This window comes from Glacieibacterium arshaanense, from assembly GCF_004681125.1.
Lineage (GTDB): Bacteria > Pseudomonadota > Alphaproteobacteria > Sphingomonadales > Sphingomonadaceae > Polymorphobacter_A > Polymorphobacter_A arshaanense.
The window spans coordinates 349,870-369,360 of sequence record NZ_SIHO01000002.1 but is presented as its reverse complement, the minus strand read 5'-3'; the positions used below and the strand labels follow the sequence as shown (position 1 = coordinate 369,360).

Annotated in this window: 21 protein-coding genes; 11 read left to right on the top strand and 10 right to left on the bottom strand. The window is 64.7% G+C overall.

The window, feature by feature from the left end:
• Positions 1-7 precede the first annotated feature (7 nt).
• The 11 genes from EUV02_RS07965 (at position 8) to EUV02_RS07915 (ending at position 11,003) form a co-directional block, all read left to right on the top strand.
• A complete protein-coding gene (locus tag EUV02_RS07965; RefSeq protein ID WP_135245715.1) occupies positions 8-1,132 on the top strand; it encodes a methyltransferase in 1,125 nt (374 codons plus the stop codon).
• 95 nt (positions 1,133-1,227) lie between these two features.
• Positions 1,228-2,154, top strand: a complete 927-nt coding sequence (bchC, locus tag EUV02_RS07960; RefSeq protein WP_135245714.1) for a chlorophyll synthesis pathway protein BchC — start codon at positions 1,228-1,230, stop codon at positions 2,152-2,154.
• A complete protein-coding gene (locus EUV02_RS07955) occupies positions 2,151-3,134 on the top strand; it encodes a chlorophyllide a reductase iron protein subunit X (RefSeq protein WP_135245713.1) in 984 nt (327 codons plus the stop codon). The genes bchC and EUV02_RS07955 overlap by 4 nt, the downstream gene beginning before the upstream one ends.
• A 98-nt stretch (positions 3,135-3,232) precedes the next feature.
• The gene (bchY, locus tag EUV02_RS07950) at positions 3,233-4,669 is read left to right on the top strand and encodes a chlorophyllide a reductase subunit Y (protein ID WP_135246448.1); all 1,437 of its coding nucleotides are present in this window, start codon (positions 3,233-3,235) and stop codon (positions 4,667-4,669) included.
• Complete coding sequence (bchZ, locus tag EUV02_RS07945; RefSeq protein ID WP_135245712.1) at positions 4,666-6,111, top strand: chlorophyllide a reductase subunit Z; 1,446 nt, start codon at positions 4,666-4,668, stop codon at positions 6,109-6,111. The genes bchY and bchZ overlap by 4 nt, the downstream gene beginning before the upstream one ends.
• Before the next feature lie 139 nt (positions 6,112-6,250).
• Positions 6,251-6,406, top strand: coding sequence for a light-harvesting antenna LH1, beta subunit (gene pufB, locus EUV02_RS07940; protein WP_135245711.1), 156 nt, complete (start codon positions 6,251-6,253; stop codon positions 6,404-6,406).
• Between the two features lie 45 nt (positions 6,407-6,451).
• Positions 6,452-6,631, top strand: a complete 180-nt coding sequence (gene pufA, locus EUV02_RS07935; RefSeq protein WP_135245710.1) for a light-harvesting antenna LH1, alpha subunit — start codon at positions 6,452-6,454, stop codon at positions 6,629-6,631.
• Positions 6,632-6,759: 128 nt separating this feature from the next.
• A complete protein-coding gene (pufL, locus tag EUV02_RS07930; RefSeq protein WP_135245709.1) occupies positions 6,760-7,584 on the top strand; it encodes a photosynthetic reaction center subunit L in 825 nt (274 codons plus the stop codon).
• Between the two features lie 15 nt (positions 7,585-7,599).
• Positions 7,600-8,574, top strand: coding sequence for a photosynthetic reaction center subunit M (gene pufM / locus EUV02_RS07925; protein WP_135245708.1), 975 nt, complete (start codon positions 7,600-7,602; stop codon positions 8,572-8,574).
• Positions 8,571-9,692 (top strand): photosynthetic reaction center cytochrome PufC, encoded by a 1,122-nt coding sequence (gene pufC / locus EUV02_RS07920; protein ID WP_135245707.1) that lies wholly within the window; start codon positions 8,571-8,573, stop codon positions 9,690-9,692. The genes pufM and pufC overlap by 4 nt, the downstream gene beginning before the upstream one ends.
• 57 nt (positions 9,693-9,749) lie before the next feature.
• Positions 9,750-11,003, top strand: a complete 1,254-nt coding sequence (locus EUV02_RS07915; RefSeq protein WP_135245706.1) for a DUF3422 family protein — start codon at positions 9,750-9,752, stop codon at positions 11,001-11,003.
• Positions 11,004-11,114: 111 nt separating this feature from the next.
• Here the strand turns inward: EUV02_RS07915 and hemA are convergent, their stop codons facing one another.
• From hemA to bchL, 10 genes are read right to left on the bottom strand one after another with little or no spacing between them, the layout of a single operon-like run.
• Positions 11,115-12,335 carry a 5-aminolevulinate synthase gene (hemA, locus tag EUV02_RS07910; protein WP_135245705.1) on the bottom strand — a complete coding sequence of 407 codons (1,221 nt, stop codon included), beginning with the start codon at positions 12,333-12,335 and terminating at the stop codon, positions 11,115-11,117.
• A 17-nt stretch (positions 12,336-12,352) separates the two neighbouring features.
• Complete coding sequence (gene puhE / locus EUV02_RS07905; protein WP_135245704.1) at positions 12,353-13,135, bottom strand: putative photosynthetic complex assembly protein PuhE; 783 nt, start codon at positions 13,133-13,135, stop codon at positions 12,353-12,355.
• Entirely contained in the window at positions 13,132-14,202 is a 1,071-nt protein-coding gene (gene acsF, locus EUV02_RS07900) for a magnesium-protoporphyrin IX monomethyl ester (oxidative) cyclase (protein WP_135245703.1), read from the bottom strand. The genes puhE and acsF overlap by 4 nt, the downstream gene beginning before the upstream one ends.
• Positions 14,199-14,495: a hypothetical protein gene (locus EUV02_RS07895; RefSeq protein ID WP_135245702.1), complete on the bottom strand. Its 297-nt coding sequence runs from the start codon at positions 14,493-14,495 to the stop codon at positions 14,199-14,201. The genes acsF and EUV02_RS07895 overlap by 4 nt, the downstream gene beginning before the upstream one ends.
• Positions 14,492-14,977: a photosynthetic complex assembly protein PuhC gene (gene puhC / locus EUV02_RS07890; RefSeq protein ID WP_135245701.1), complete on the bottom strand. Its 486-nt coding sequence runs from the start codon at positions 14,975-14,977 to the stop codon at positions 14,492-14,494. The genes EUV02_RS07895 and puhC overlap by 4 nt, the downstream gene beginning before the upstream one ends.
• Complete coding sequence (gene puhB / locus EUV02_RS07885) at positions 14,974-15,627, bottom strand: photosynthetic complex putative assembly protein PuhB (protein ID WP_135245700.1); 654 nt, start codon at positions 15,625-15,627, stop codon at positions 14,974-14,976. Before puhB ends, puhC begins: the two co-directional genes overlap by 4 nt.
• Complete coding sequence (gene puhA, locus EUV02_RS07880) at positions 15,624-16,391, bottom strand: photosynthetic reaction center subunit H (protein ID WP_135245699.1); 768 nt, start codon at positions 16,389-16,391, stop codon at positions 15,624-15,626. Before puhA ends, puhB begins: the two co-directional genes overlap by 4 nt.
• A gap of 11 nt (positions 16,392-16,402) precedes the next feature.
• Complete coding sequence (locus tag EUV02_RS07875; protein WP_135245698.1) at positions 16,403-17,908, bottom strand: BCD family MFS transporter; 1,506 nt, start codon at positions 17,906-17,908, stop codon at positions 16,403-16,405.
• Entirely contained in the window at positions 17,905-18,591 is a 687-nt protein-coding gene (gene bchM / locus EUV02_RS07870) for a magnesium protoporphyrin IX methyltransferase (RefSeq protein ID WP_135245697.1), read from the bottom strand. Before bchM ends, EUV02_RS07875 begins: the two co-directional genes overlap by 4 nt.
• 1 nt (position 18,592) lies before the next feature.
• Positions 18,593-19,489, bottom strand: a complete 897-nt coding sequence (gene bchL / locus EUV02_RS07865; protein ID WP_135245696.1) for a ferredoxin:protochlorophyllide reductase (ATP-dependent) iron-sulfur ATP-binding protein — start codon at positions 19,487-19,489, stop codon at positions 18,593-18,595.
• Between the last annotated feature and the right edge of the window lie 2 nt (positions 19,490-19,491).

The following is a 19,491-nucleotide window of genomic DNA, read 5'->3' as shown; positions in this document are numbered from 1 at the left end:
TTGACACATGATTTCGTCCAACCGCGAAGAATTGGGGTGGCGCGGGCGCTGGGTCGCCTGGCGCAACGCCGTGCTCGCATCGCCGCGCTTCCAGCAGTTCGCCGCGCGCTTCCCGCTGACGCGGCCGATCGCGCGGCGCCGGGCGCGAGCATTGTTCGATCTCGTCGCCGGCTTCACTTACTCGCAGATCCTTGCCGCCTGCATCAAAACCGGCCTGCTCGACGTGCTCGCCGAGGGGCCGACCAGCACAGATGCGGTGGCGACGCGAATCGACCTGCCCGTCGCCGGCGCTGAACGCCTGTTGCGCGCCGCGGCCGCGCTGGGGCTGGCCGAGCGGCTGGGAACGGCGTGGGTGCTCGGCAGCGACGGCGCGGCACTGCGCGGCAATCGCGGCATCGCCGAAATGGTGGCGCATCACGACTTGCTCTATGCCGATCTTGCCGATCCGGTCGCGCTTTTGCGCCGTGGCGGGGGCGGCGGGCAATTGTCGGCACTTTGGCACTATGCCGAATCGGCAGGCACCGGCGATGGTGCCGCGGTCGCCGCGTATTCGGCGCTGATGGCGGCGTCGCAGCCGCTGATCGCCGCGCAGGCAATCGACGCCTACCGCTTTGACCGGCATCGCCGGTTGCTCGATGTAGGCGGCGGCGAGGGTGCATTTCTGGAAGCGGTGGCAGCGCGCGTCCCCGGCCTCGAGCTGGCGCTGTTCGATTTGCCGGCGGTGGGGGAGCGCGCGCGGGGGCGATTCGAATTGGCGGGACTGACCCCGCGCACCAGCGTGTATGGCGGCAACTTTCTCGCCGACCCGCTGCCGCAGGGCTTTGATATCATCTCGCTGGTGCGCGTCCTGCACGATCATGACGATGCGCCGGCACTGGCGCTGCTGCGCAATATCCGCGCCGCACTGGCCCCTGGCGGGGTACTGTTCATAACCGAGCCGATGGCGCTGACACCAGGCGCCGAACCGGCCGGCGACGCCTATTTCGGCTTTTATCTGCTGGCGATGGGGTCAGGGCGGCCGCGCAGCCCGGCAGAGATTCGGACGATGCTCAAGGCCGCCGGGTTTGCCCGTTCACGCCTTCTCCCCACGGCGATGCCGCTGACGACAAGGGCAATCATCGCGAATTGCTGACCTGAATGTCCAATCTATTTGACATTCAAACATGTCCATATAAAACTACACTTGCGATGAGGCTTATGCAGGGCCTCGAGCAGGGGAATGAGCCTATGAACGCAATGGCGGTCATACTCGAAGCGCCGGAAAGGATCGCGTTGCGGTCGCTTGTGCTCAACCCGATGACTGCTGATGACGTCTGCGTTGAAATCGACTGGAGCGGCGTTTCCTCAGGCACCGAAAAATTGCTGTGGACCGGTCGGATGCCGGACTTCCCCGGCATGGGCTACCCGCTGGTGCCAGGGTACGAGTCGGTCGGCCGTATTGTTGACGCCGGGTCGGACGCCCGCGCCCGGATTGGTGAATGGGTCTTTGTGCCCGGCGCGAACTGCTACCAGACGGCGCGCGGCCTGTTCGGTGGCACCGCGCGCACCGTGATAATTACAGCGGCGCGCGCTGTGCCGATTGCCGAATCGCTGGGACGCGATGGCATCCTGACCGCGCTCGCGGCGACCGCGCATCATGCTGTTTCCGGCGGCGCCGCACCCGACCTGATTATCGGCCACGGCATCCTCGGGCGGCTGTTGGCTCGGCTCGTGGTCGCGCGCGGCGCACCGCCGCCGACGGTCTGGGAGACCAATCCGGCGCGGCGCGATGCCAGCGGCTACAGTGTGATCGATCCAGAGGCTGACGACCGCCGCGATTATCACACGATCTGCGACGCGAGCGGTGCGGCTGACGTGCTCGACATATTGATCCCGCGGCTTGGCAAGGGCGGAGAGATCGTCCTCGCCGGCTTCTACGACCGGCTGTCTTTTGCCTTTCCGCCGGCCTTTATGCGCGAGGCGCGCCTGCGCATCGCCGCCGAATTCACCCCCGCTGACACCGCCGCCATCATCGCACTGACCGACACCGGTGCGCTCCGGCTCGACGGATTGATCAGCCACGCCCGCCCTGCCGCAGAGGCCGAGATCGCCTACCCCCAGGCGTTTACCGACCCTGATTGCCTGAAGATGGTCCTTGATTGGAGACAAATATGAGCATGCTCGATCCCGGACCGCTGCGCGACGAAGCGCATCAGGAACCTGATCCCGTCCACAGCGGCCCGGTGACCAAGGAAACCCAGATCATCGCGATCTACGGCAAGGGCGGCAGCGGCAAATCGTTCGCGCTCGCCAACCTCAGCTATATGATGGCGCAGCAGGGCAAGCGCGTGCTGCTGATCGGCTGCGATCCCAAAAGCGATACGACGTCGCTGCTGTTCGGCGGCAAGTCGACGCCCACGATCATCGAAACCAGCTCGAAGAAGAAGCTCGCGGGCGAGGAGATCGGCATCGAGGACGTGTGTTTCCAGCGCGACGGTGTCTTCGCGATGGAGCTCGGCGGGCCGGAAGTCGGTCGTGGCTGCGGCGGACGCGGCATCATTCACGGCTTCGAAACGCTCGAAAAGCTGGGGTTCCATGAATGGGGCTTCGACTATGTTCTGCTCGACTTCCTCGGCGACGTGGTGTGCGGCGGCTTCGGCCTGCCGATCGCGCGCGACATGTGCCAGAAGGTCATCGTCGTCGCCTCGAACGACCTGCAGTCGCTGTATGTCGCGAACAACGTCTGCAAGGCGGTCGAATATTTCCGCAAAATGGGCGGCAATGTCGGCGTCGCCGGCATGATCCTCAACAAGGATGATGGCACCGGCGAAGCCCAGGCGTTCGCCGAAGCCGTCGGCATACCGGTGCTGACCGCAATCCCGGCGAACGATGACATCCGCAAGAAGAGCGCCAACTACCAGATTATCGGCAAACCCGGCGGCCAATGGGCATCGCTGTTCGAGCAGCTTGCGATCAACGTCGCCGAAGCCCCGCCGCTGCGGCCGACTCCGCTCGATCAGGATGGGTTGCTCAACCTGTTCAGCGCCGACGTCACCGGTGCAGACTTCGCGCTACGGCCGGCAACGCAGGCCGATATGCGCGGTGCACCCTATGTCGCCAAGCCCAGCCTCGAAATCGTCTACGACGCGGTCTGATCGTGGATCTCGAAACTCCACCGCGTGATCGCGATCACATCGACCTCAGCCCGGCACCGGTTGCTGCCGTCGAAGGCGGCTGCGGTTCGAGCGGCTTAATGCGCGATGCGGCCGCGAAAGCCGGCAAATCCGAAATCCTCGATCGCTATGCTGCGGACTACCCACGCGGCCCGCACGACCAGCCGCAATCGATGTGCCCGGCGTTCGGCAGCTTGCGCGTCGGCCTGCGGATGCGCCGCACCGCAACTGTGCTCTCCGGCTCGGCGTGCTGCGTCTACGGGCTGACCTTTACGTCGCACTTCTACGGCGCCAAGCGCAGCGTCGGCTATGTGCCTTTCAGCTCCGAAACGCTCGTCACCGGCAAACTGTTCGAGGACATCAAGGAAGCGGTCGCAGGCCTCGCCGATCCGGCGCTGTACGACACCATCATCGTCACCAACCTGTGCGTGCCGACGGCATCGGGCGTGCCGCTGCAGCTGCTGCCCGACGCGATCAACGGCGTCCGCGTCATCGGCATCGACGTGCCCGGCTTCGGCGTGCCGACACATGCCGAGGCGAAGGATGTGCTGGCGGGCGCCATGCTCGCCTATGCCCGCCGCGAGGCCGAACAAGGCCCGGTCGCCGCACCGCGCGAGCGGTCGGACCGGCCGACGGTGACACTGCTTGGCGAGATGTTCCCCGCCGATCCGCCGGGTATCGGCCTGATGCTCGAGCCGCTTGGGCTGGCTGCCGGCCCGGTCGTCCCGACGCGCGAGTGGCGCGAGCTTTATCAGGCGCTTGATTGCGCCGTCGTCGGTGCGATCCACCCGTTCTACACCGCCAGCGTCCGCGAATTCGAGGCCGCCGGCCGCGCGGTCGTCGGATCGGCCCCGGTCGGAGCCGACGGCACGGCGGCGTGGCTCGATGCGATCGGGGCGGCGTGCGGCATCGCGCAGGACAAGGTCGATACGGCCAAGAACCGCTTCGTCCCGGCCATCCGCGGCGCGCTCGCCGCGAAGCCCATATCGGGCCGGATTACCGTTTCGGGCTATGAAGGCTCCGAGCTGCTGGTGGCACGGCTGCTGATCGAAAGCGGTGCCGACGTGCCGTATGTCGGCACTGCCTGCCCGCGCTCCAAATGGTCCGACCCGGACCGCGAGTGGCTCGAAGCGCATGGCGCCCGGGTGCAATATCGCGCCAGCCTCGAGGACGATATCGCGGCCGTCGAGGAGTTCGGCCCGCAGCTCGCGATCGGCACCACCCCGGTGGTCCAGCACGCCAAGCAAAAGGCCATCCCGGCGCTGTATTTCACCAACCTGATTTCGGCGCGGCCGCTGATGGGGCCGGCAGGCGCCGGCAGCCTCGCGATGGTGGTCAACGCGGCGCTCGCCAACCAGCATCGTTTCGACAAGATGACGGCGTTCTTCGAAGGCGTCGGCAAGGATGCGACCGCCGGTGTCTGGGAGAACACACCCGTCGACCGGCCCGACTTCAAGGCCAAGTTCGCCGCCCGGCGCATTGCCGCCGCGAAGGCCGAAGCGAGTATCGGCTCATGACGCTGATCATCGATCACGATCGCGCCGGCGGCTATTGGGGCGCGGTCTATGCGTTCACCGCGATCAAGGGCCTGCAGGTCATCATCGACGGCCCGGTCGGCTGCGAAAATTTGCCGGTCACTTCGGTACTGCACTACACCGATGGCCTGCCGCCGCACGAACTGCCGATCGTCGTCACCGGCCTCGGCGAGCAGGAGCTCGGCCGCGACGGCACCGAAGGCGCTATGAAGCGCGCGTGGAAGACGCTCGATCCCGATTTGCCGTGCGTGGTCGTCACCGGCTCGATTGCCGAAATGATCGGCGGCGGCGTCACGCCCGAAGGCACCAATATTGCGCGCTTCCTGCCGCGCACGATCGACGAGGACCAGTGGCAATCGGGCGACCGCGCGCTGACCTGGCTGTGGACGCAGTTCGGGCCGAAGAAGGTACCGCCGGTCAAGGCACCGCGCCCGGGCGAAAAGCCGCGGGTCAACATCATCGGACCGATGTACGGCGCGTTCAACATGCCGTCCGACCTCGCCGAAATTCGCCGGCTGATCGAAGGCATCGGCGCCGAGGTCGGGATGGTCTTTCCGCTCGGTAGTCACCTCGCCGATGTCGGAAAACTCGCCAACGCGCAGGTCAATGTCTGCATGTACCGCGAATTCGGCCGTGGGCTGTGCGAGGCGCTCGAGCGGCCATATCTGCAGGCGCCAATCGGGCTTGAATCGACGACTCTATTCCTGCGCAAGCTTGGCGAGCTGATCGGTCTCGACCCGGAACCATTCATCGAGCGCGAGAAGCATACGACCATCAAGCCGCTTTGGGATCTTTGGCGCTCGGTGACCCAGGATTTTTTCGGCACCGCCAGCTTCGGCATCGTCGCTACCGACACCTATGCGCGCGGCATCCGCAATTTCCTCGAAACCGACATGGGGCTGCCCTGCAACTTCGCGGTCTCGCGGTGTGCGGGGACCAAGTCCGACAACCAGACGATCAAGGATATGATCGCCGACAACCCGCCACTGGTGCTGTTCGGCAGCTTCAACGAACGGATGTACATGGCCGAAGCCGGCGGACGTGGCGTCTATATTCCCGCCAGCTTCCCCGGCGCGGTTATCCGCCGCCACACCGGTACGCCGTTCATGGGCTATAGCGGCGCGACCTACCTCGTCCAAGAAGTCTGCAACGCGCTGTTCGACGCGCTTTTCCACATCTTGCCGCTCGCCGGCCAGCTCGACAAGACAGAGGCAACCCCGGCGCGCATCGAGCGTGAAGTCATGTGGAATGATGAGGCCAAGGCCGAACTCGACGCTGTCGTCGAGCGCGCGCCAGTGCTGGTGCGCATTTCGATGGCTAAGCGCATCCGCGACGCCGCCGAGCGCGCCGCGCGCCGCGCCGGCGAGCCTTCCGTCACGTCCGAGCGCCTGGCGCTCGCCATTTCCGAAAGCCGCTCGGCATGAGCGCGCCACGCCTTTCCCGCACGATCCTCGCCGATCCACTGCGGGCACCAGAATCCCCCCGGGCAACCTGCCCGGGTGGATGCAACCGGGGAGCGCGTTTCACGCTCCTGCCCCTGTCGGGAACTATGGAGACGTAGAAATGAATGATCCAAATGAAAGGTTGGGGCCAGGGAGTTATCTGACCCCTGAAGAAGCCAAAGAATTTCACAAGCTGTTTATCAGCAGCTTCCTGATTTTCACAGTCGTGGCAATCGTTGCCCACTTCCTGGTGTGGAACTGGCGGCCCTGGTTCTGACCAGGCCACGGTAACATTTGACTGTAGAAAAGAAGGGACCACGACATGTGGAGAATTTGGCTGATTTTTGACCCGCGTCGAGCGCTGGTCGCATTGTTCATCTTCCTGTTTGTGCTGGCACTGTTGATTCATTTCATCCTGCTCAGCACGGATCGGTTCAACTGGCTTGATGGTCCGCATACGCCCGCAGTAGCGGGCTCCACTGCGACACCAGCGGGCAGCTAACCGGACAATGCCACCGCGTTAGCGCGCGAAATGCGGTGGACGGGGCCGGAACACAGGCCCGACCCCGTCCACCGAATACGACCCAACAGCAACGATCTGCGGCGCACGCCGTGGAACGGAGACATGCCATGGCACTGCTTAGTTTCGAGCGAAAATATCGGGTAAGAGGCGGCACCCTGATCGGTGGCGACTTGTTCGATTTCTGGGTCGGTCCGTTCTACGTCGGCTTTTTCGGTGTCACCACAGCGATCTTCGCGTCTCTGGGCACGGCGCTGATATTCTACGCCGCTTCGCTGGGGCGCACTTGGAACCCGTGGCTCATCAGCATCGCACCGCCGGACATCAGCTACGGCCTTGGCTTCGCGCCATTGCGCGAAGGCGGGTTCTGGCAAGTCATTACGATCTGCGCAATTGGCGCCTTTGTCTCATGGGCACTGCGCGAAGTGGAAATCTGTCGAAAGCTCGGCATCGGCTACCATGTGCCATTCGCCTATGGCTTCGCGATCTTCGCCTATGTCTCGCTAGTAGTGATCCGCCCGGTCTTGCTGGGCGCCTGGGGTTTCGGTTTTCCATACGGCATATTCAGCCATCTCGATTGGGTGTCGAACACCGGCTACCAATATCTGCATTTCCACTACAATCCAGCGCACATGCTGGCCGTGAGCTTCTTTTTCACCACCGGCGGCGCACTGGCATTCCACGGCGCACTTGTGCTGTCGTCGGTTAATCCGGCTCCGGGCGAAGCCGTCAAGTCGCCCGAATATGAAGACGCCTTTTTCCGCGACTCGATCGGCTATTCGATCGGGACACTCGGTATTCACCGGCTGGGGCTTTTCCTGGCGCTGTCTGCGGGTTTCTGGAGCGCAGTCTGCATCATCATCTCGGGGCCGCTGTGGACACGCGGCTGGCCCGAATGGTGGACGTGGTGGCTCAACCTGCCCATCTGGTCTTAAGGGGGGATCGGCGCGATGGCACGCTATCAGAACATGTTCACCCAAATCCAGCTGCGCGGGCCGCTGGAGGCCGGGCCACCGCTGCGCGACAGCAGTTTCACGCGCACTGGCGAGGGCTTCTACAGCTACTGGCTCGGCAAGCTTGGCGCGGCGCAGGTCGGACCGGTCTATCTCGGCACGCTGGGCATGGCCTCGCTGATTTTCGCCTTCCTCAGCTTCGAGATCATCGGGCTCAACATGTGGGCGAGTGTCAACTGGGATCCGATCCAGTTCGTCCGTCAACTGCCATGGCTCGCGCTTGAGCCGCCGGGGCCGCAATGGGGCTTCAAGCTGTTCGTGCCGTTGGCCCAAGGCGGCTGGTGGCAGATCGCCGGCTTCTGCATGACGGTGTCGCTGCTACTCTGGTGGTTGCGAACTTTCCGTCGGGCGCGCGCGCTCGGCATGGGCACGCATGTCGCCTGGGCTTTTGCCGCGGCTATCCTGTTGATCCTGACGCTCGGCTTCATCCGGCCGATGCTGATGGGCAGCTGGGCCGAAGCGGTGCCGTTCGGCATCTTCCCGCACCTTGACTGGACGGCGGCATTCTCGATCCGCTACGGCAACCTCTTCTATAATCCGTTCCACTGCCTTTCGATCGCCTTCCTCTACGGATCGACTCTGCTATTCGCGATGCACGGCGCGACGATCCTTGCGGTCGGTCGCTACGGCGGCGAGCGCGAGATTGAGCAGATCACCGATCGCGGCACTGCGTCCGAGCGCGCCGCTCTGTTCTGGCGCTGGACGATGGGCTTCAACGCGACGATGGAATCGATCCATCGCTGGGCCTGGTGGTTTGCGGTGCTGACGCCGCTGACCGGTGCAATTGGTATCCTGCTGACGGGTACTGTCGTCGACAACTGGTATCTGTGGGCAGTGATGCATGGCTATGCACCGAGCTATCCGGGTACCGGTGTCATTGATCCCGCAACGCTTCCGGGAGCGCCCCAATGAACCAGTTTCCGACTAGGATCGGCGTATTCGCAGTTGTGGGCCTGAGTGCCGCGCTGCTCGGCGGCTGCGAGTTCGGGCCAAAACAAACAACGCAAACCGGCCACCGCGGCACCGGCATGGATCAGATCGTCGCGGTCAACTACAGGGCGAAACAGGCAGCAATCCCGCCCGAGCCGTATCCGCTGCCGCCGGACGGTGGCCCTACGGCTGCCGAAAGCTATCAAAACGTCAAGGTGCTCGGCAACGTCAGCAAGGAGCGCTTCGATCACCTGATGGCAGAGATGAGCCAATGGGTGGCGCCCGAGACCGAAGGCTGCAACTATTGCCATAATCCCGAAAACCTGGCGTCCGACGAGAAATACACCAAGGTCGTGGCGCGTCGCATGCTGCAGATGACGCAGACGATCAATGCGCAATGGTCACCTCATGTGAAGCAGACCGGCGTGACCTGCTACACCTGCCACCGCGGCCAGCCCGTGCCGGCAAACAAATGGGCGATGGCTGACGCGATGCCCGCATCCATGTCGATCCTCGGCAACAAGCGCGGGCAGAATTCCCCCAGCCCCGAGGTCGGCTTCACGTCGCTGCCCTATGATCCGTTCACACAGTTCCTGGTGGTGCCGCAGCAGATCAGGGTGGCGGGCAGCGACCCGTTTCCGCAACCGAACCATGTTGTCTCGATCAAGGACACCGAGATGACCTATGCGCTGATGATGCATATGAGTTCGGCATTGGGCGTGAACTGCACCTTCTGTCACAACACCCAGTCGTTCCGCGCCTGGAACCTGAGCACGCCACCGCGCGGCACGGCCTATTACGGCATACGGATGGTCCGCGACATCAACGAGACCTATCTCGCGTCGCTGCAGAACGTATTCCCTAACAATCGAAAGGGGCCGCATGGCGATGTCTACAAGGTCAATTGCACCACCTGCCATCAGGGCGTGTCGAAGCCGCTGGGCGGCGTCAGCATGATAGCGCAGGCACCGGCGCTCAAGGGGCCGACGTTGGCGCCAGCTGCAGCTGCTTCGCCGGTCACGGCTGCCGCAGCGACAGACGCAGTGGCTGCGGAGCAAACCCCGTTGGGCGAGCCGGCGGTCATGACCGCACAGCAGTGACCATGTCCGTGCCGCTGGCGGCGCGGAACCGGCGGGCATCGATGCTGGTGGACGCAGATGCAGCTGCGTAGCCATCCGCTTCGCGCGGCGCTTTCGGCGGAGATGCACATCCGCCGCTTGCCGCGCTTTGCCGCACCGTGCCGGCTTGTGCAATTCGTGACGCTGCTCGACGGGGCCGCAGCCAGTCTGGCATACGCTCATATCGAAACGCTTGTCGCCACGGCACAGCAAGTCGTGCCATTTTCGACCAAATATGGCGTAGCGATGTTGGGCGGCATCAGCCTGGTGTGGGAACGCCACACCGAATTTGCGACCTATACCCTGCTGCGCCCCGGCGCCTTCGACACGCCGTTCGATCCCGGGCTGTTCGAACCCGTGCTGTCCGCTGTGCTGGAAAACATGCCGGGCGAGATCGTCCGCGCGACACAGATTGCGCTGGTCGCCTCTAACGATGCAGCGCCAATCACTGCAGACCTCGATCGCTGGTTCGAGCCCGAAGCGACAATCGTCTGCGACGTCGCGAGCGACACCGCGCGGATCGTCTCCGACTTCAAGCTACACGAAGACGGATTCGGGCGGTTGCTGGTGCAGGATCGCGGGCTAGCGCGTGATGAACCGGCGCAGCTGATGATGCGACTTCAGGAACTCGGCAACTACCGCAACATGGCGCTGCTTGGCTTGCCGCTGGCGCAGCAGCTGACGCCGGCGGTTACCGAACTCGAGGCGCGCTTGGCCGAACTGACGCACGCCGTCTCCGAGCGACGCTCCGAGGATGACCAGCTGCTGGATGAGCTGACGTTCTTGTCGGCCGAGCTCGCCCGTATTGTCGCGCAGACACGCTACCGAATGAGCGCAACGCGCGCCTATGCGCAGATCTGTTCGGACCGGCTTGCCAGCCTGCATGTCAGCGCCGTGCGCGGCTATCAGACCCTGGTCGACTTCACCGAGCGCCGGCTGGTCCCCGCGGTACGCACCTGCGACTCATTTTCAGCGCGGCTCGAGGATTTGTCGCAGCGCGCCGCCTGGACGAGCGAGCTTCTGCGCACCCGGATCGACATCGCGCTGGCCAAGCAGAACCGTGACCTGCTGGCGTCGATGGATCGTCGCACCAGTCTGCAGCTACGCCTGCAGCAAACCGTCGAAGGGCTGTCAGTGGCCGCGATCAGCTACTATCTGGTCGGGCTCGTGCGCTATCTGTTCGATGCGGTACCGGGACTCAACCATGAAATCGCCATGGCGGTTGCGGTGCCGGTGGTACTCGCCAGCGTGGCGCTGGTGCTTTGGCGGCTGCGCCGTCACGTCGCCGACTGAACTGCCCGTCGCCGATTGTCGGGGGTTGCGCCCGGTTTCGCGCTGAAATTGCCTATCACAACTTGGCCGGCACCGGCCATTCGCGGTGCCCGGCCATATCCTGCCGATGACCTAGGCCGCCAGCGACCGCCGTGCGAGCTCGCACTGCGACCAGATTTCCGACAGTGCCGTCACGAGTCGATCAATGTCCGCGTCGGTATGTACCGGCGACGGCGTCAGCCGCAGGCGCTCAGTGCCGACCGGCACGGTCGGATAGTTGATCGGCTGGACGTAGATGCCGTGATTTTCAAGCAGCCAGTCGCTGATGCGTTTGCACTTGTGCGCATCGCCGACCATCACCGGGATGATGTGGCTGGGATTATCCAGAGTTGGAATGCCGATCGCGTCGAGGCGGCGGCGGACTTGCGCGACGCGATCCTGCTGTCTCGCGCGCTCAACCCCGCTCTCTTTCAAATGGCGGATGCTGGCGGTAGCGCCGGCCGCCAGCGCCGGCGGCAGAGCCGTCGTGAAGATGAATCCGCTGGCGAAGCTGCGGACGAAATCGCATAGCGCCGCCGACGCCGCGATATAGCCGCCCATCACCCCAAATGCCTTACCCAGCGTCCCTTCGATGACCGTCACGCGGTCCATCAGGCCGTCGCGTTCGGCAACGCCGCCACCGCGCGCGCCGTACAGCCCGACACCATGAACTTCGTCGAGATACGACATGGCGCCATGCTTTTCGCAAACATCGATAATCTCGCCGATCGGCGCAATGTCGCCGTCCATCGAATAGACGCTTTCGAACGCGACCAGCTTGGGCCGCGCCGGATCGAGCGCTGCCAGGCGGCGATCGAGATCTTCGGGCGAGTTGTGCGCGAACTTCTGCACCTCGGCGCGGCTGTGCCGGATGCCTTCGATCATCGAGGCGTGATTGAGCGCGTCCGACAGGATGACGCAGCCGGGCAGGCGCGCGCCGAGCGTGCCGAGCGCCGCCCAGTTCGAGACATAGCCCGAGGTGAACAGCAGCGCGGCTTCCTTGTTGTGAAGGTCGGCAAGCTCCGCCTCAAGCACGACGTGACTGTGCGTCGTGCCCGAGATGTTGCGCGTGCCGCCGGCACCGGCGCCGCAGCGGTCGAGCATGTCGTGCATCGCGCCGATGACTTTGGGGTGCTGGCCCATGCCGAGATAGTCGTTAGAACACCAGACGGTCACCGACCGCCGGCCCTCGTCGACGACTTGCTCGGCGGCAGGGAAGGCACCGGCGCGGCGCTCGAGCTCGGCGAAAATCCGGTAACGACCATCGTTTTTGAGCGTGGCCAGTTCGGACTCGAAAAATGCCTCGTAGTTCATGCTATCTTCCCCGTTGGCTAATCGATGAGGGCGGCTTTTTCCGCCTTGGTTGAGGATGCAGAAGCCCAGCGCCACATTTTCGCGTCGCGCAGCGGCAGGACCAGGAACAGATGCTCGATGACGCCGAGTACGGCGAGACCCGCGAGCAACGTCGCGCCCGCCGAAGCGCCGCTGCCGGCGGGTGCGGCTTCGGCAGCGGTCCAGGCCCAGACAGCGATTCCGCTGCCCAGCAGGATCGAGACCGGAAACAGCGCGTTGCACCGCGCCTTGCGGAAATAGGTCTTGAGGTAGGCGAGATGCTCCGGGAACACTTCGTCGCTCAGGTTCGGCACGCCGAAGTACAGATTGAACTTCGCCGACAGCCGCAGCACGAACAGCAGCAGGAAGGTCAGTGGTGCGACCTGGTTCGGTTGGCCCCATGTGACGGCGAACAGGATAAGGGCTGTCGCCGCGATGGCGAGTTCATGATGGATGACCGTCGCGGTCGCTGCACTGAAACGCTGCCAGCCGGCCGCGCCGGGCGGACAGGGTTGCTTGTTCGGCCCCGCGACCTTGCCCATCAGGAAGCTCATCTCGTGCCAGCCCCAGATCACGATGCCGGCGGCAAACGCTGCATAGGCGCCGTTGATGCTGGTGTCGCCGGCCTTGGCCCAGACGAGCACCGTTGCCGCCATCGCGGCAAAACCCGCCAGCGTCAGGCTCGAGGCATAAGTGTCGCGCGGCCGGCTATCGAGCCAGACCACGGCGCCGGTGCCGATGAACCACATCAGCAGCGCGAAAAGGAGCGGCGGAATGGTCACCAGACCGGTGCCAGCCGTACCGCTGCGGGGGCGACGTTGCGCTTGACCGGCGTCAGGTACAGTCGCGCGAAGTTGACCGCGGCGGCCGCGACGAGACCGATGCGCTTGACGCCGCCCATCAGGCCGCCCTGCGCCTTCGCGGCGTCAATCGACCCCGAAATCAGCCGCATCCGCTCCAGACCGGCAGCGAACTGCGGGGCATCGGTGTCGAGCACGACCGGGAACACCTGGCGCGTGATTTCAGAGCAGATCGCAAAGACCCGATGGTCATAGGTCGTCGGGTCCATGCCTAGCGCCTTGTGGAACGCCGGGCGGTTGTGATCGCGCACATACATCGTCGCGTAGACGGCGACGAGGAAGAAGCGGATCCACAGCTTGTTGACGCCGGTGAGCAGCTTCGTGTCGGATCGCAGCAGCACTGCGAATGCCTCGCCGTGGCGGTACTCGTCGTTGCACCATTCCTCAAACCAGTTGAAAATCGGGTGGAAGCGCAGTTCCGGATGCTGCGCGAGATGGCGGAAGATCGTGATGTAGCGCGAATAGCCAATCTTCTCGCTGAGATACGTCGCATAGAAAATGAACTTCGGGCGGAAATAGGTGTATTTCTTGGTGCGCGTCAGAAAGCCGAGATCGACGCCGATGCCGGCATCCTTGAGTGTCTCGTTGATGAAACCGGCGTGGCGGCTTTCGTCGCGGCTCATCAGCTTGAAGAGCTGCTTGACGTCCGGATTGGTCGCCCGCTTGGCGATTTCGGCATAAAGGATACAGCCCGAAAATTCCGAAGTCAGCGAGCTGACCAGAAAGTCGATGAACTCTTCGCGCAGTTCTTCGGGCAGGCTCTCGATCACGCCTTCAAAGGCTTGCGTGCGCTTGAAATGGCGCTTGTTGGGATCATTGACCATCTCGGCAATCAGCGCGTCCCAATCGGCGCGCACCGCCGATACGTCGATCCGATCCATCGCGGCGAAATCGGTGGTGTAGAAGCGCGGCGACAGTATTGTCTCCGCACGGGCGATGCTCATGGTGTCGCCGGCGGTGTCACGGCTAATCGGTGTAATCGCGTTCATGGCATGGTCCGATCGCTAAAGCTGACTTCATAGAGTTCGGTCATTTTGAAATGGCCGGCGAACTTTGTCCAAAGCCGTTCGAGCGCGCCCGCGCGCTCGACGGTTGCAGTCCGCTCGACGACCCGGCGCTCGCCGAAACCGACGCTGATCGGGCTGCCATGTACACGCACCCTGTCGCCCGGCCCGATGGCGATGCCGCCGGCCAGTTCGACATGCGCACAGAGGTTCGCATCGCTGTGCTCGACCTCGACAGTGCAGGTCGTATCAAACGAGGTGCGGCGCAGCGCGATCATTCGGTCGGCCCCTTCTCGTCGAGCAGTGCGGCAAACGCGGCGCGGTTGGTTGATCCGAACGCGGTGAGTTCAATCGCCCGCCCGGTGGCATTGTCGGTCAGCGAGAGTTCGCCGTCCTGCCACAGCGTCAGGTTGAACGATGGGCCATCACCGATGCCGTGGCTGCGCCGCTCGCGCGCCAGCCCGCGCATTACGCCGCGTATGAAGCCGGTCGTTTGCCCCGGCGCGATGACCGATGCGGTCACGCCCTTGTCGGCATCCTCAATCAGCACGGCGCCGTCGGCGCGATCGATGAAGCGCAGCTCGCGCGACTTGACCGGCGCGATATGCGCCTGCTCGCGCATCGCGACTGGCGACGCAGCGGGCGGAATATTGGCGATGCGCACGACAGTCGTGACCGTCAGCGCGAACAGCACGAGTGCACCCGCGGTAATCAATGTCCCGCGCGGCAGCATGTCGCCGTGGCTGTGCGCGCTGCTCATGCCGCCGCTGCCGTGCTGAACACCGATGCCAGCGCCGGGGATGTGTCGGCAATGGCGATCCGGCCATGCGGATTGGCGGCCAGGCAGGTGCGCGCGATCAGCGCCGCCACGCCGATCGCATCAGGCACCGCGCGCAGCATCGGTTGCGGGGTGACGACCTTCCACGGTCGGGCATGCGGCCACAGCGCGAGATAGCCGAGCTTCTGCGGACCGGTGATGGTCAGCGGCACGTCGCCCGTGCCGTCTGGGTTGGTAGCGAGATCAACCGTGCCGACGAGGCCGAGCGGCAGATTGATGCATTTGGGCAGCGCAACGCCCAGACGCAGCACGATGCGGCGATTGGTCAGCGTGTAGATGGTCGTGCGCGCCGATGCCCAGGCGAGCAGATGCAGCAAGCCCACGCCGAGTGCGCCGACAAGCAATGTCATCGCGACACCGGCAAGGTCGCCCGCCGCATGGATACCGCCGCCGGCCAGCGCCGCGACCAGCGCCCAGACCGCGAGCAGCGCGAAGTAACCGGCGACCAGACGGGTATGGAACGCCGAGCGTGCCAGCGCGCGCCAGTCGGGTGATCCCTGCCACACGATGCGCTCGCCGGCCGGCGGGATGCCGGGCAGCCCGGGGATCGGCTCGTTCTCATATTCGGTCATAGGAATGGCTCCTGACGTGCCGGCGTGGCGTAGAGGTAGCCGCCGCCGAAATAGGCCTGAACGCGCTCTTCTTCGTACAGCGTGATCTGGTTGGGGGCCTCGAGCCGCGGCGCACCGGCGAACTGGCCGGCGAGCAGCGCGTCGACAACGACCTTGCGTTGGCGGCGATCGACCTTGGCCATCATCATCGGCGCCAGCACAGCGCCGTCGGCCACCCCGAGCTGAATGTAGCGCACCAGCCGGTCGGCGGTGTCAATCCACAAGTCGGTCACCTTGCCGGCAACAGCCCCGTCGGCACCGACGACCGGCCAGCCCGCCATGTCGGTATCGCCCCGCGCAATCGAGTAGCCCGCCGCGCCGCTGAGCGGAACGATGCGCGGATGCCCTTCCATATCGAGGTCGGGACGCTTGGCGCGGTTTGCCCAGGCCGCAGGCCCGATGCCGTCGGCCAGCGGGTTGCCGGTCGGCGCATAGGGCGCGCCGCCGAAGCGCTCAGTGCGGCGCGCGGCAATGTTGACCGGCTCGCGACCCTGGGTCGGTGCAGAGACCGTGCCGTGCCCGAACGGCAGCAGGAAATATTTGGTCGACGCCGTGCTGAGCACACCGCCGGGCGTATCGAGCCGTCCGGAGGTCTCGTCTTCGAGCGGGTAGCCCTCGCGTCGATCCTCGCGGCGAAGGTAGAAAATCAGGCCGATGAAGAACAGCACGAATGCGTTGAAGACCAGAAGCGCAACGTCGATGTGCGGGGTGATTTGAGGGTGCATGGTCGTCCCTTTCAGATCGGAAATTCGCTGAGGCCAAAACGCGTGTTTGTGGATACCGGTGTTGTCGTGCCGCGCTGGACGAGTGGGCCGAGCGCGACGAGCGTGCCCAGCAGCAGCAGGATTTCAATGCCATAGACAAAGGCGTAGCCGGTGCCCGGACCGGCCAGCGTCGACCCGAAGCCGCCGTTGACCGCCGTCGTCGACACCAGATCACGGACGAACGCGCCGAGCGCAATCGCCAGCCCGGCACACGTCGCCTGCACGGCACCCCAGGCCCCGAGCGCGAGGCCCGAGCGCGCGCCAGTCGAGGTATCGTCGGCAATCGCCATCGCCGCGGTGAGCGTACCGACCGAAAACAGTCCGCCGCCGAGCCCGATCAGCGTTGCGCCGACCCGCAACAGAGGCACCGACTGCAGCGGTCCGGCAAACAGCACGCTGAGGAACGCCACGATGCCGATGACGCCGCCGGTGCCGGCTAGCCGGTGCGGCTCGCCGCCATCGTCGAGGCGCCGCGCGGCGAAGGTGAAGCCCGCCAGCATGCCAAGCGCCCACAAGGCGGTCAGCGATGTCGTGGCGCCCACCGAAAGGCCAAGGACCTGGCCACCATAGGGTTCGAGCAGCACATCTTGCATGCTGAACGCCGCAGCCCCGAGCCCGACGGCGACGAGCAGACGCATCGTCCTGGGCCGTGCGATGAACAGCCCCCAGACCTCGCGGAACGCGGATTGAACCTCGCGCGCCGCGGTCGCGGCGCGGTTGCGCGCTTCCTGCTTCCACAGCGCAATGATGTTGAGCACCATCGTCAGCGCTGCCGCACCCTGAACGACTTGCACTAGCTTGGTCGGGGTGAAATCAGCGAGCAACCGGCCGATGATGATCGCGCTGATCATCGTGCCGACGAGCAGCATGACATAGAGCAGCGCCACCACACGCGGCCGGGCATGATCGGGCGCGAGGTCGGTCGCAAGCGCCAGCCCCGCGGTCTGCGTCGTGTGCATGCCCGCCCCCACCAGCAGGAAGCCCGCTGCGGCGCCGGCCTGGCCAACGACCATTGGGCCGGTGCCGCCGCCCGACATGATCAGCAGCGCAAACGGCAGGATCGCGAGTCCGCCGAACTGCAATAGCGTGCCGAACCAGATATAGGGCACGCGCTTCCAGCCGAGCAGCGAGGTATGATGGTCCGACTTGAAGCCGATGAGCGCACGCAGCGGCGCAAACAACAGCGGCAGCGACACCATCAGCGCGACCAGACTGGCCGACATGCCGAGCTCGATGATCATTACGCGGTTGAGCGTACCCGTCAGCAGCACCGCCGCCATACCCACCGACACCTGGAACAGCGACAGCCGCAGAATCCGCGCGAGTGGCAGGTCGTCGGTTGCCGCATCCGCGAACGGTAGGAAACGTGTGCCGAGGCGGCTCCAGAAAGCGCCGCTGCCCAGGCGGCCCGTGGCGGCAACGCCGTCACGGCGGCCGCGCGGCGCCAACGATGCTTTCAAGGCCGCCAGTTCATTCACCCGGCCAACACCTCGAGCGCGTGGCTGGTGTAGAAGCTTGCGGAAACACGGCGGTCGCGGCCAAGGCGCGCTTGCGGCAGCGCCGCCTCGATCGAGGTGCGCAGGTGGCGGTCGCGTACCGGCACAATCGTCGGCGAGCGGTCACTGCGCGGAAACAGTCGCCCAAGCCCAAGCATCGCCATCAGCAACGGCGTCTGCGGCGCGAAAGTGAAGGCAAGCGAGCCGCGCGTATTAGCCGCGAGTTGTCCGAGCACCGCGACAATATCCGACGGCTTGTAGTGGATGAGCGAGTCCATCGCGACGACGTGATCGAAGCTTCCGAGCCCAGGATCGAGCATGTCCCCGACCCGCCAGTCGATATCGAGCCCGGACGGTGCGCGGTCGCGCGCGATCCGGACGAGGCTGCCCGCTATATCGATGGCGACCACCGTGGCACCGCGCTGCGCCGCCTCGACCGCGAGCGCGCCGGTGCCGCAACCGGCATCGAGCAAGCGCAATCCGGTCATGTCGGCGGGCAGCCACGACAGCAGCGTATCGCGCATTTCGGTGCGGCCGGCGCGGACGGTGGCGCGGATGCCGCTGACCGGTGCGTCGGAGGTCAGTTGTTCCCACGCCCGCGCCGCAGTGCGGTCGAAATAGGTTTCGAGATTACCCCGAAATTGCGCGTAGGTCGCCGTCGTCATCTTATTCGAACCCCAGGAATTCAAAGATGTCGCGGTCCTTCATCGGCTGTGCGTCGAGCGGATCGCAACCCGCCCAGAGCAGCGCGGCAAGGCGCTTGTATTCGTCGCAAGCGGCTGCGACCTCGGGGGTCTGTTCCATTTCGAACAAGGTGCACTTCTTCAGCCGACTGCGGCGGATCGCATCGAGATCGGGGAAATGTGCGAGCGTCTTGAGCCCGGTCGCGGAATTGAAACGGTCGATCTCGTCGGTTGCAGCCGAACGGTTGGCGATGACACCCGCCATCCGCACATCATAGTTCTTCGACTTCGCCTTGATCGCCGCGACAATGCGGTTCATCGCGAAGATGCTGTCGAAATCGTTCGATGCGACCACCACGGCGCGCTCGGCATGCTGCAATGGCGCTGCGAACCCGCCGCACACCACATCGCCAAGCACGTCGAATAACACGACATCGGTTTCTTCGAGCAGGTGATGCTGCTTGAGCAGCTTGACGGTCTGGCCGACGACATAGCCGCCGCAGCCGGTGCCCGCCGGCGGACCACCCGCCTCGACGCACATCACGCCGTTATAGCCTTCGAACATGTAATCTTCGGGCCGCAGTTCCTCGGCGTGGAACTCGACAGTTTCGAGCACATCGATCACCGTCGGCATCAGCTTCTTGGTCAGCGTGAAAGTGCTGTCGTGCTTAGGGTCGCAGCCGATCTGTAGCACGCGCTTGCCGAGCAGCGAGAAGGCGGCGCTGAGGTTCGACGAGGTTGTCGACTTGCCGATGCCGCCCTTGCCATACACGGCGAACACCTTCGCCGTGCCGATCCGGTCGTTGGGATCGAGCCCGACCTGCACCGAGCCGTCGCCGTCGAGACCGGCCATGTTGCGAGGAGGATCAAGCAGCGCCATCA

Bases quoted from the DNA above. Each gene is read 5' to 3' on its own strand.
- EUV02_RS07965 (WP_135245715.1), top strand. From the start codon at position 8: ATGATTTCGTCCAACCGCGAAGAATTGGGGTGGCGCGGGCGCTGGGTC.
- bchC (WP_135245714.1), top strand. From the start codon at position 1,228: ATGAACGCAATGGCGGTCATACTCGAAGCGCCGGAAAGGATCGCGTTG.
- EUV02_RS07955 (WP_135245713.1), top strand. From the start codon at position 2,151: ATGAGCATGCTCGATCCCGGACCGCTGCGCGACGAAGCGCATCAGGAA.
- bchY (WP_135246448.1), top strand. From the start codon at position 3,233: ATGCGCGATGCGGCCGCGAAAGCCGGCAAATCCGAAATCCTCGATCGC.
- bchZ (WP_135245712.1), top strand. From the start codon at position 4,666: ATGACGCTGATCATCGATCACGATCGCGCCGGCGGCTATTGGGGCGCG.
- pufB (WP_135245711.1), top strand. From the start codon at position 6,251: ATGAATGATCCAAATGAAAGGTTGGGGCCAGGGAGTTATCTGACCCCT.
- pufA (WP_135245710.1), top strand. From the start codon at position 6,452: ATGTGGAGAATTTGGCTGATTTTTGACCCGCGTCGAGCGCTGGTCGCA.
- pufL (WP_135245709.1), top strand. From the start codon at position 6,760: ATGGCACTGCTTAGTTTCGAGCGAAAATATCGGGTAAGAGGCGGCACC.
- pufM (WP_135245708.1), top strand. From the start codon at position 7,600: ATGGCACGCTATCAGAACATGTTCACCCAAATCCAGCTGCGCGGGCCG.
- pufC (WP_135245707.1), top strand. From the start codon at position 8,571: ATGAACCAGTTTCCGACTAGGATCGGCGTATTCGCAGTTGTGGGCCTG.
- EUV02_RS07915 (WP_135245706.1), top strand. From the start codon at position 9,750: ATGCAGCTGCGTAGCCATCCGCTTCGCGCGGCGCTTTCGGCGGAGATG.
- hemA (WP_135245705.1), bottom strand. From the start codon at position 12,335: ATGAACTACGAGGCATTTTTCGAGTCCGAACTGGCCACGCTCAAAAAC.
- acsF (WP_135245703.1), bottom strand. From the start codon at position 14,202: ATGAACGCGATTACACCGATTAGCCGTGACACCGCCGGCGACACCATG.
- EUV02_RS07895 (WP_135245702.1), bottom strand. From the start codon at position 14,495: ATGATCGCGCTGCGCCGCACCTCGTTTGATACGACCTGCACTGTCGAG.
- puhC (WP_135245701.1), bottom strand. From the start codon at position 14,977: ATGAGCAGCGCGCACAGCCACGGCGACATGCTGCCGCGCGGGACATTG.
- puhB (WP_135245700.1), bottom strand. From the start codon at position 15,627: ATGACCGAATATGAGAACGAGCCGATCCCCGGGCTGCCCGGCATCCCG.
- puhA (WP_135245699.1), bottom strand. From the start codon at position 16,391: ATGCACCCTCAAATCACCCCGCACATCGACGTTGCGCTTCTGGTCTTC.
- bchM (WP_135245697.1), bottom strand. From the start codon at position 18,591: ATGACGACGGCGACCTACGCGCAATTTCGGGGTAATCTCGAAACCTAT.
- bchL (WP_135245696.1), bottom strand. From the start codon at position 19,489: ATGGCGCTGCTTGATCCTCCTCGCAACATGGCCGGTCTCGACGGCGAC.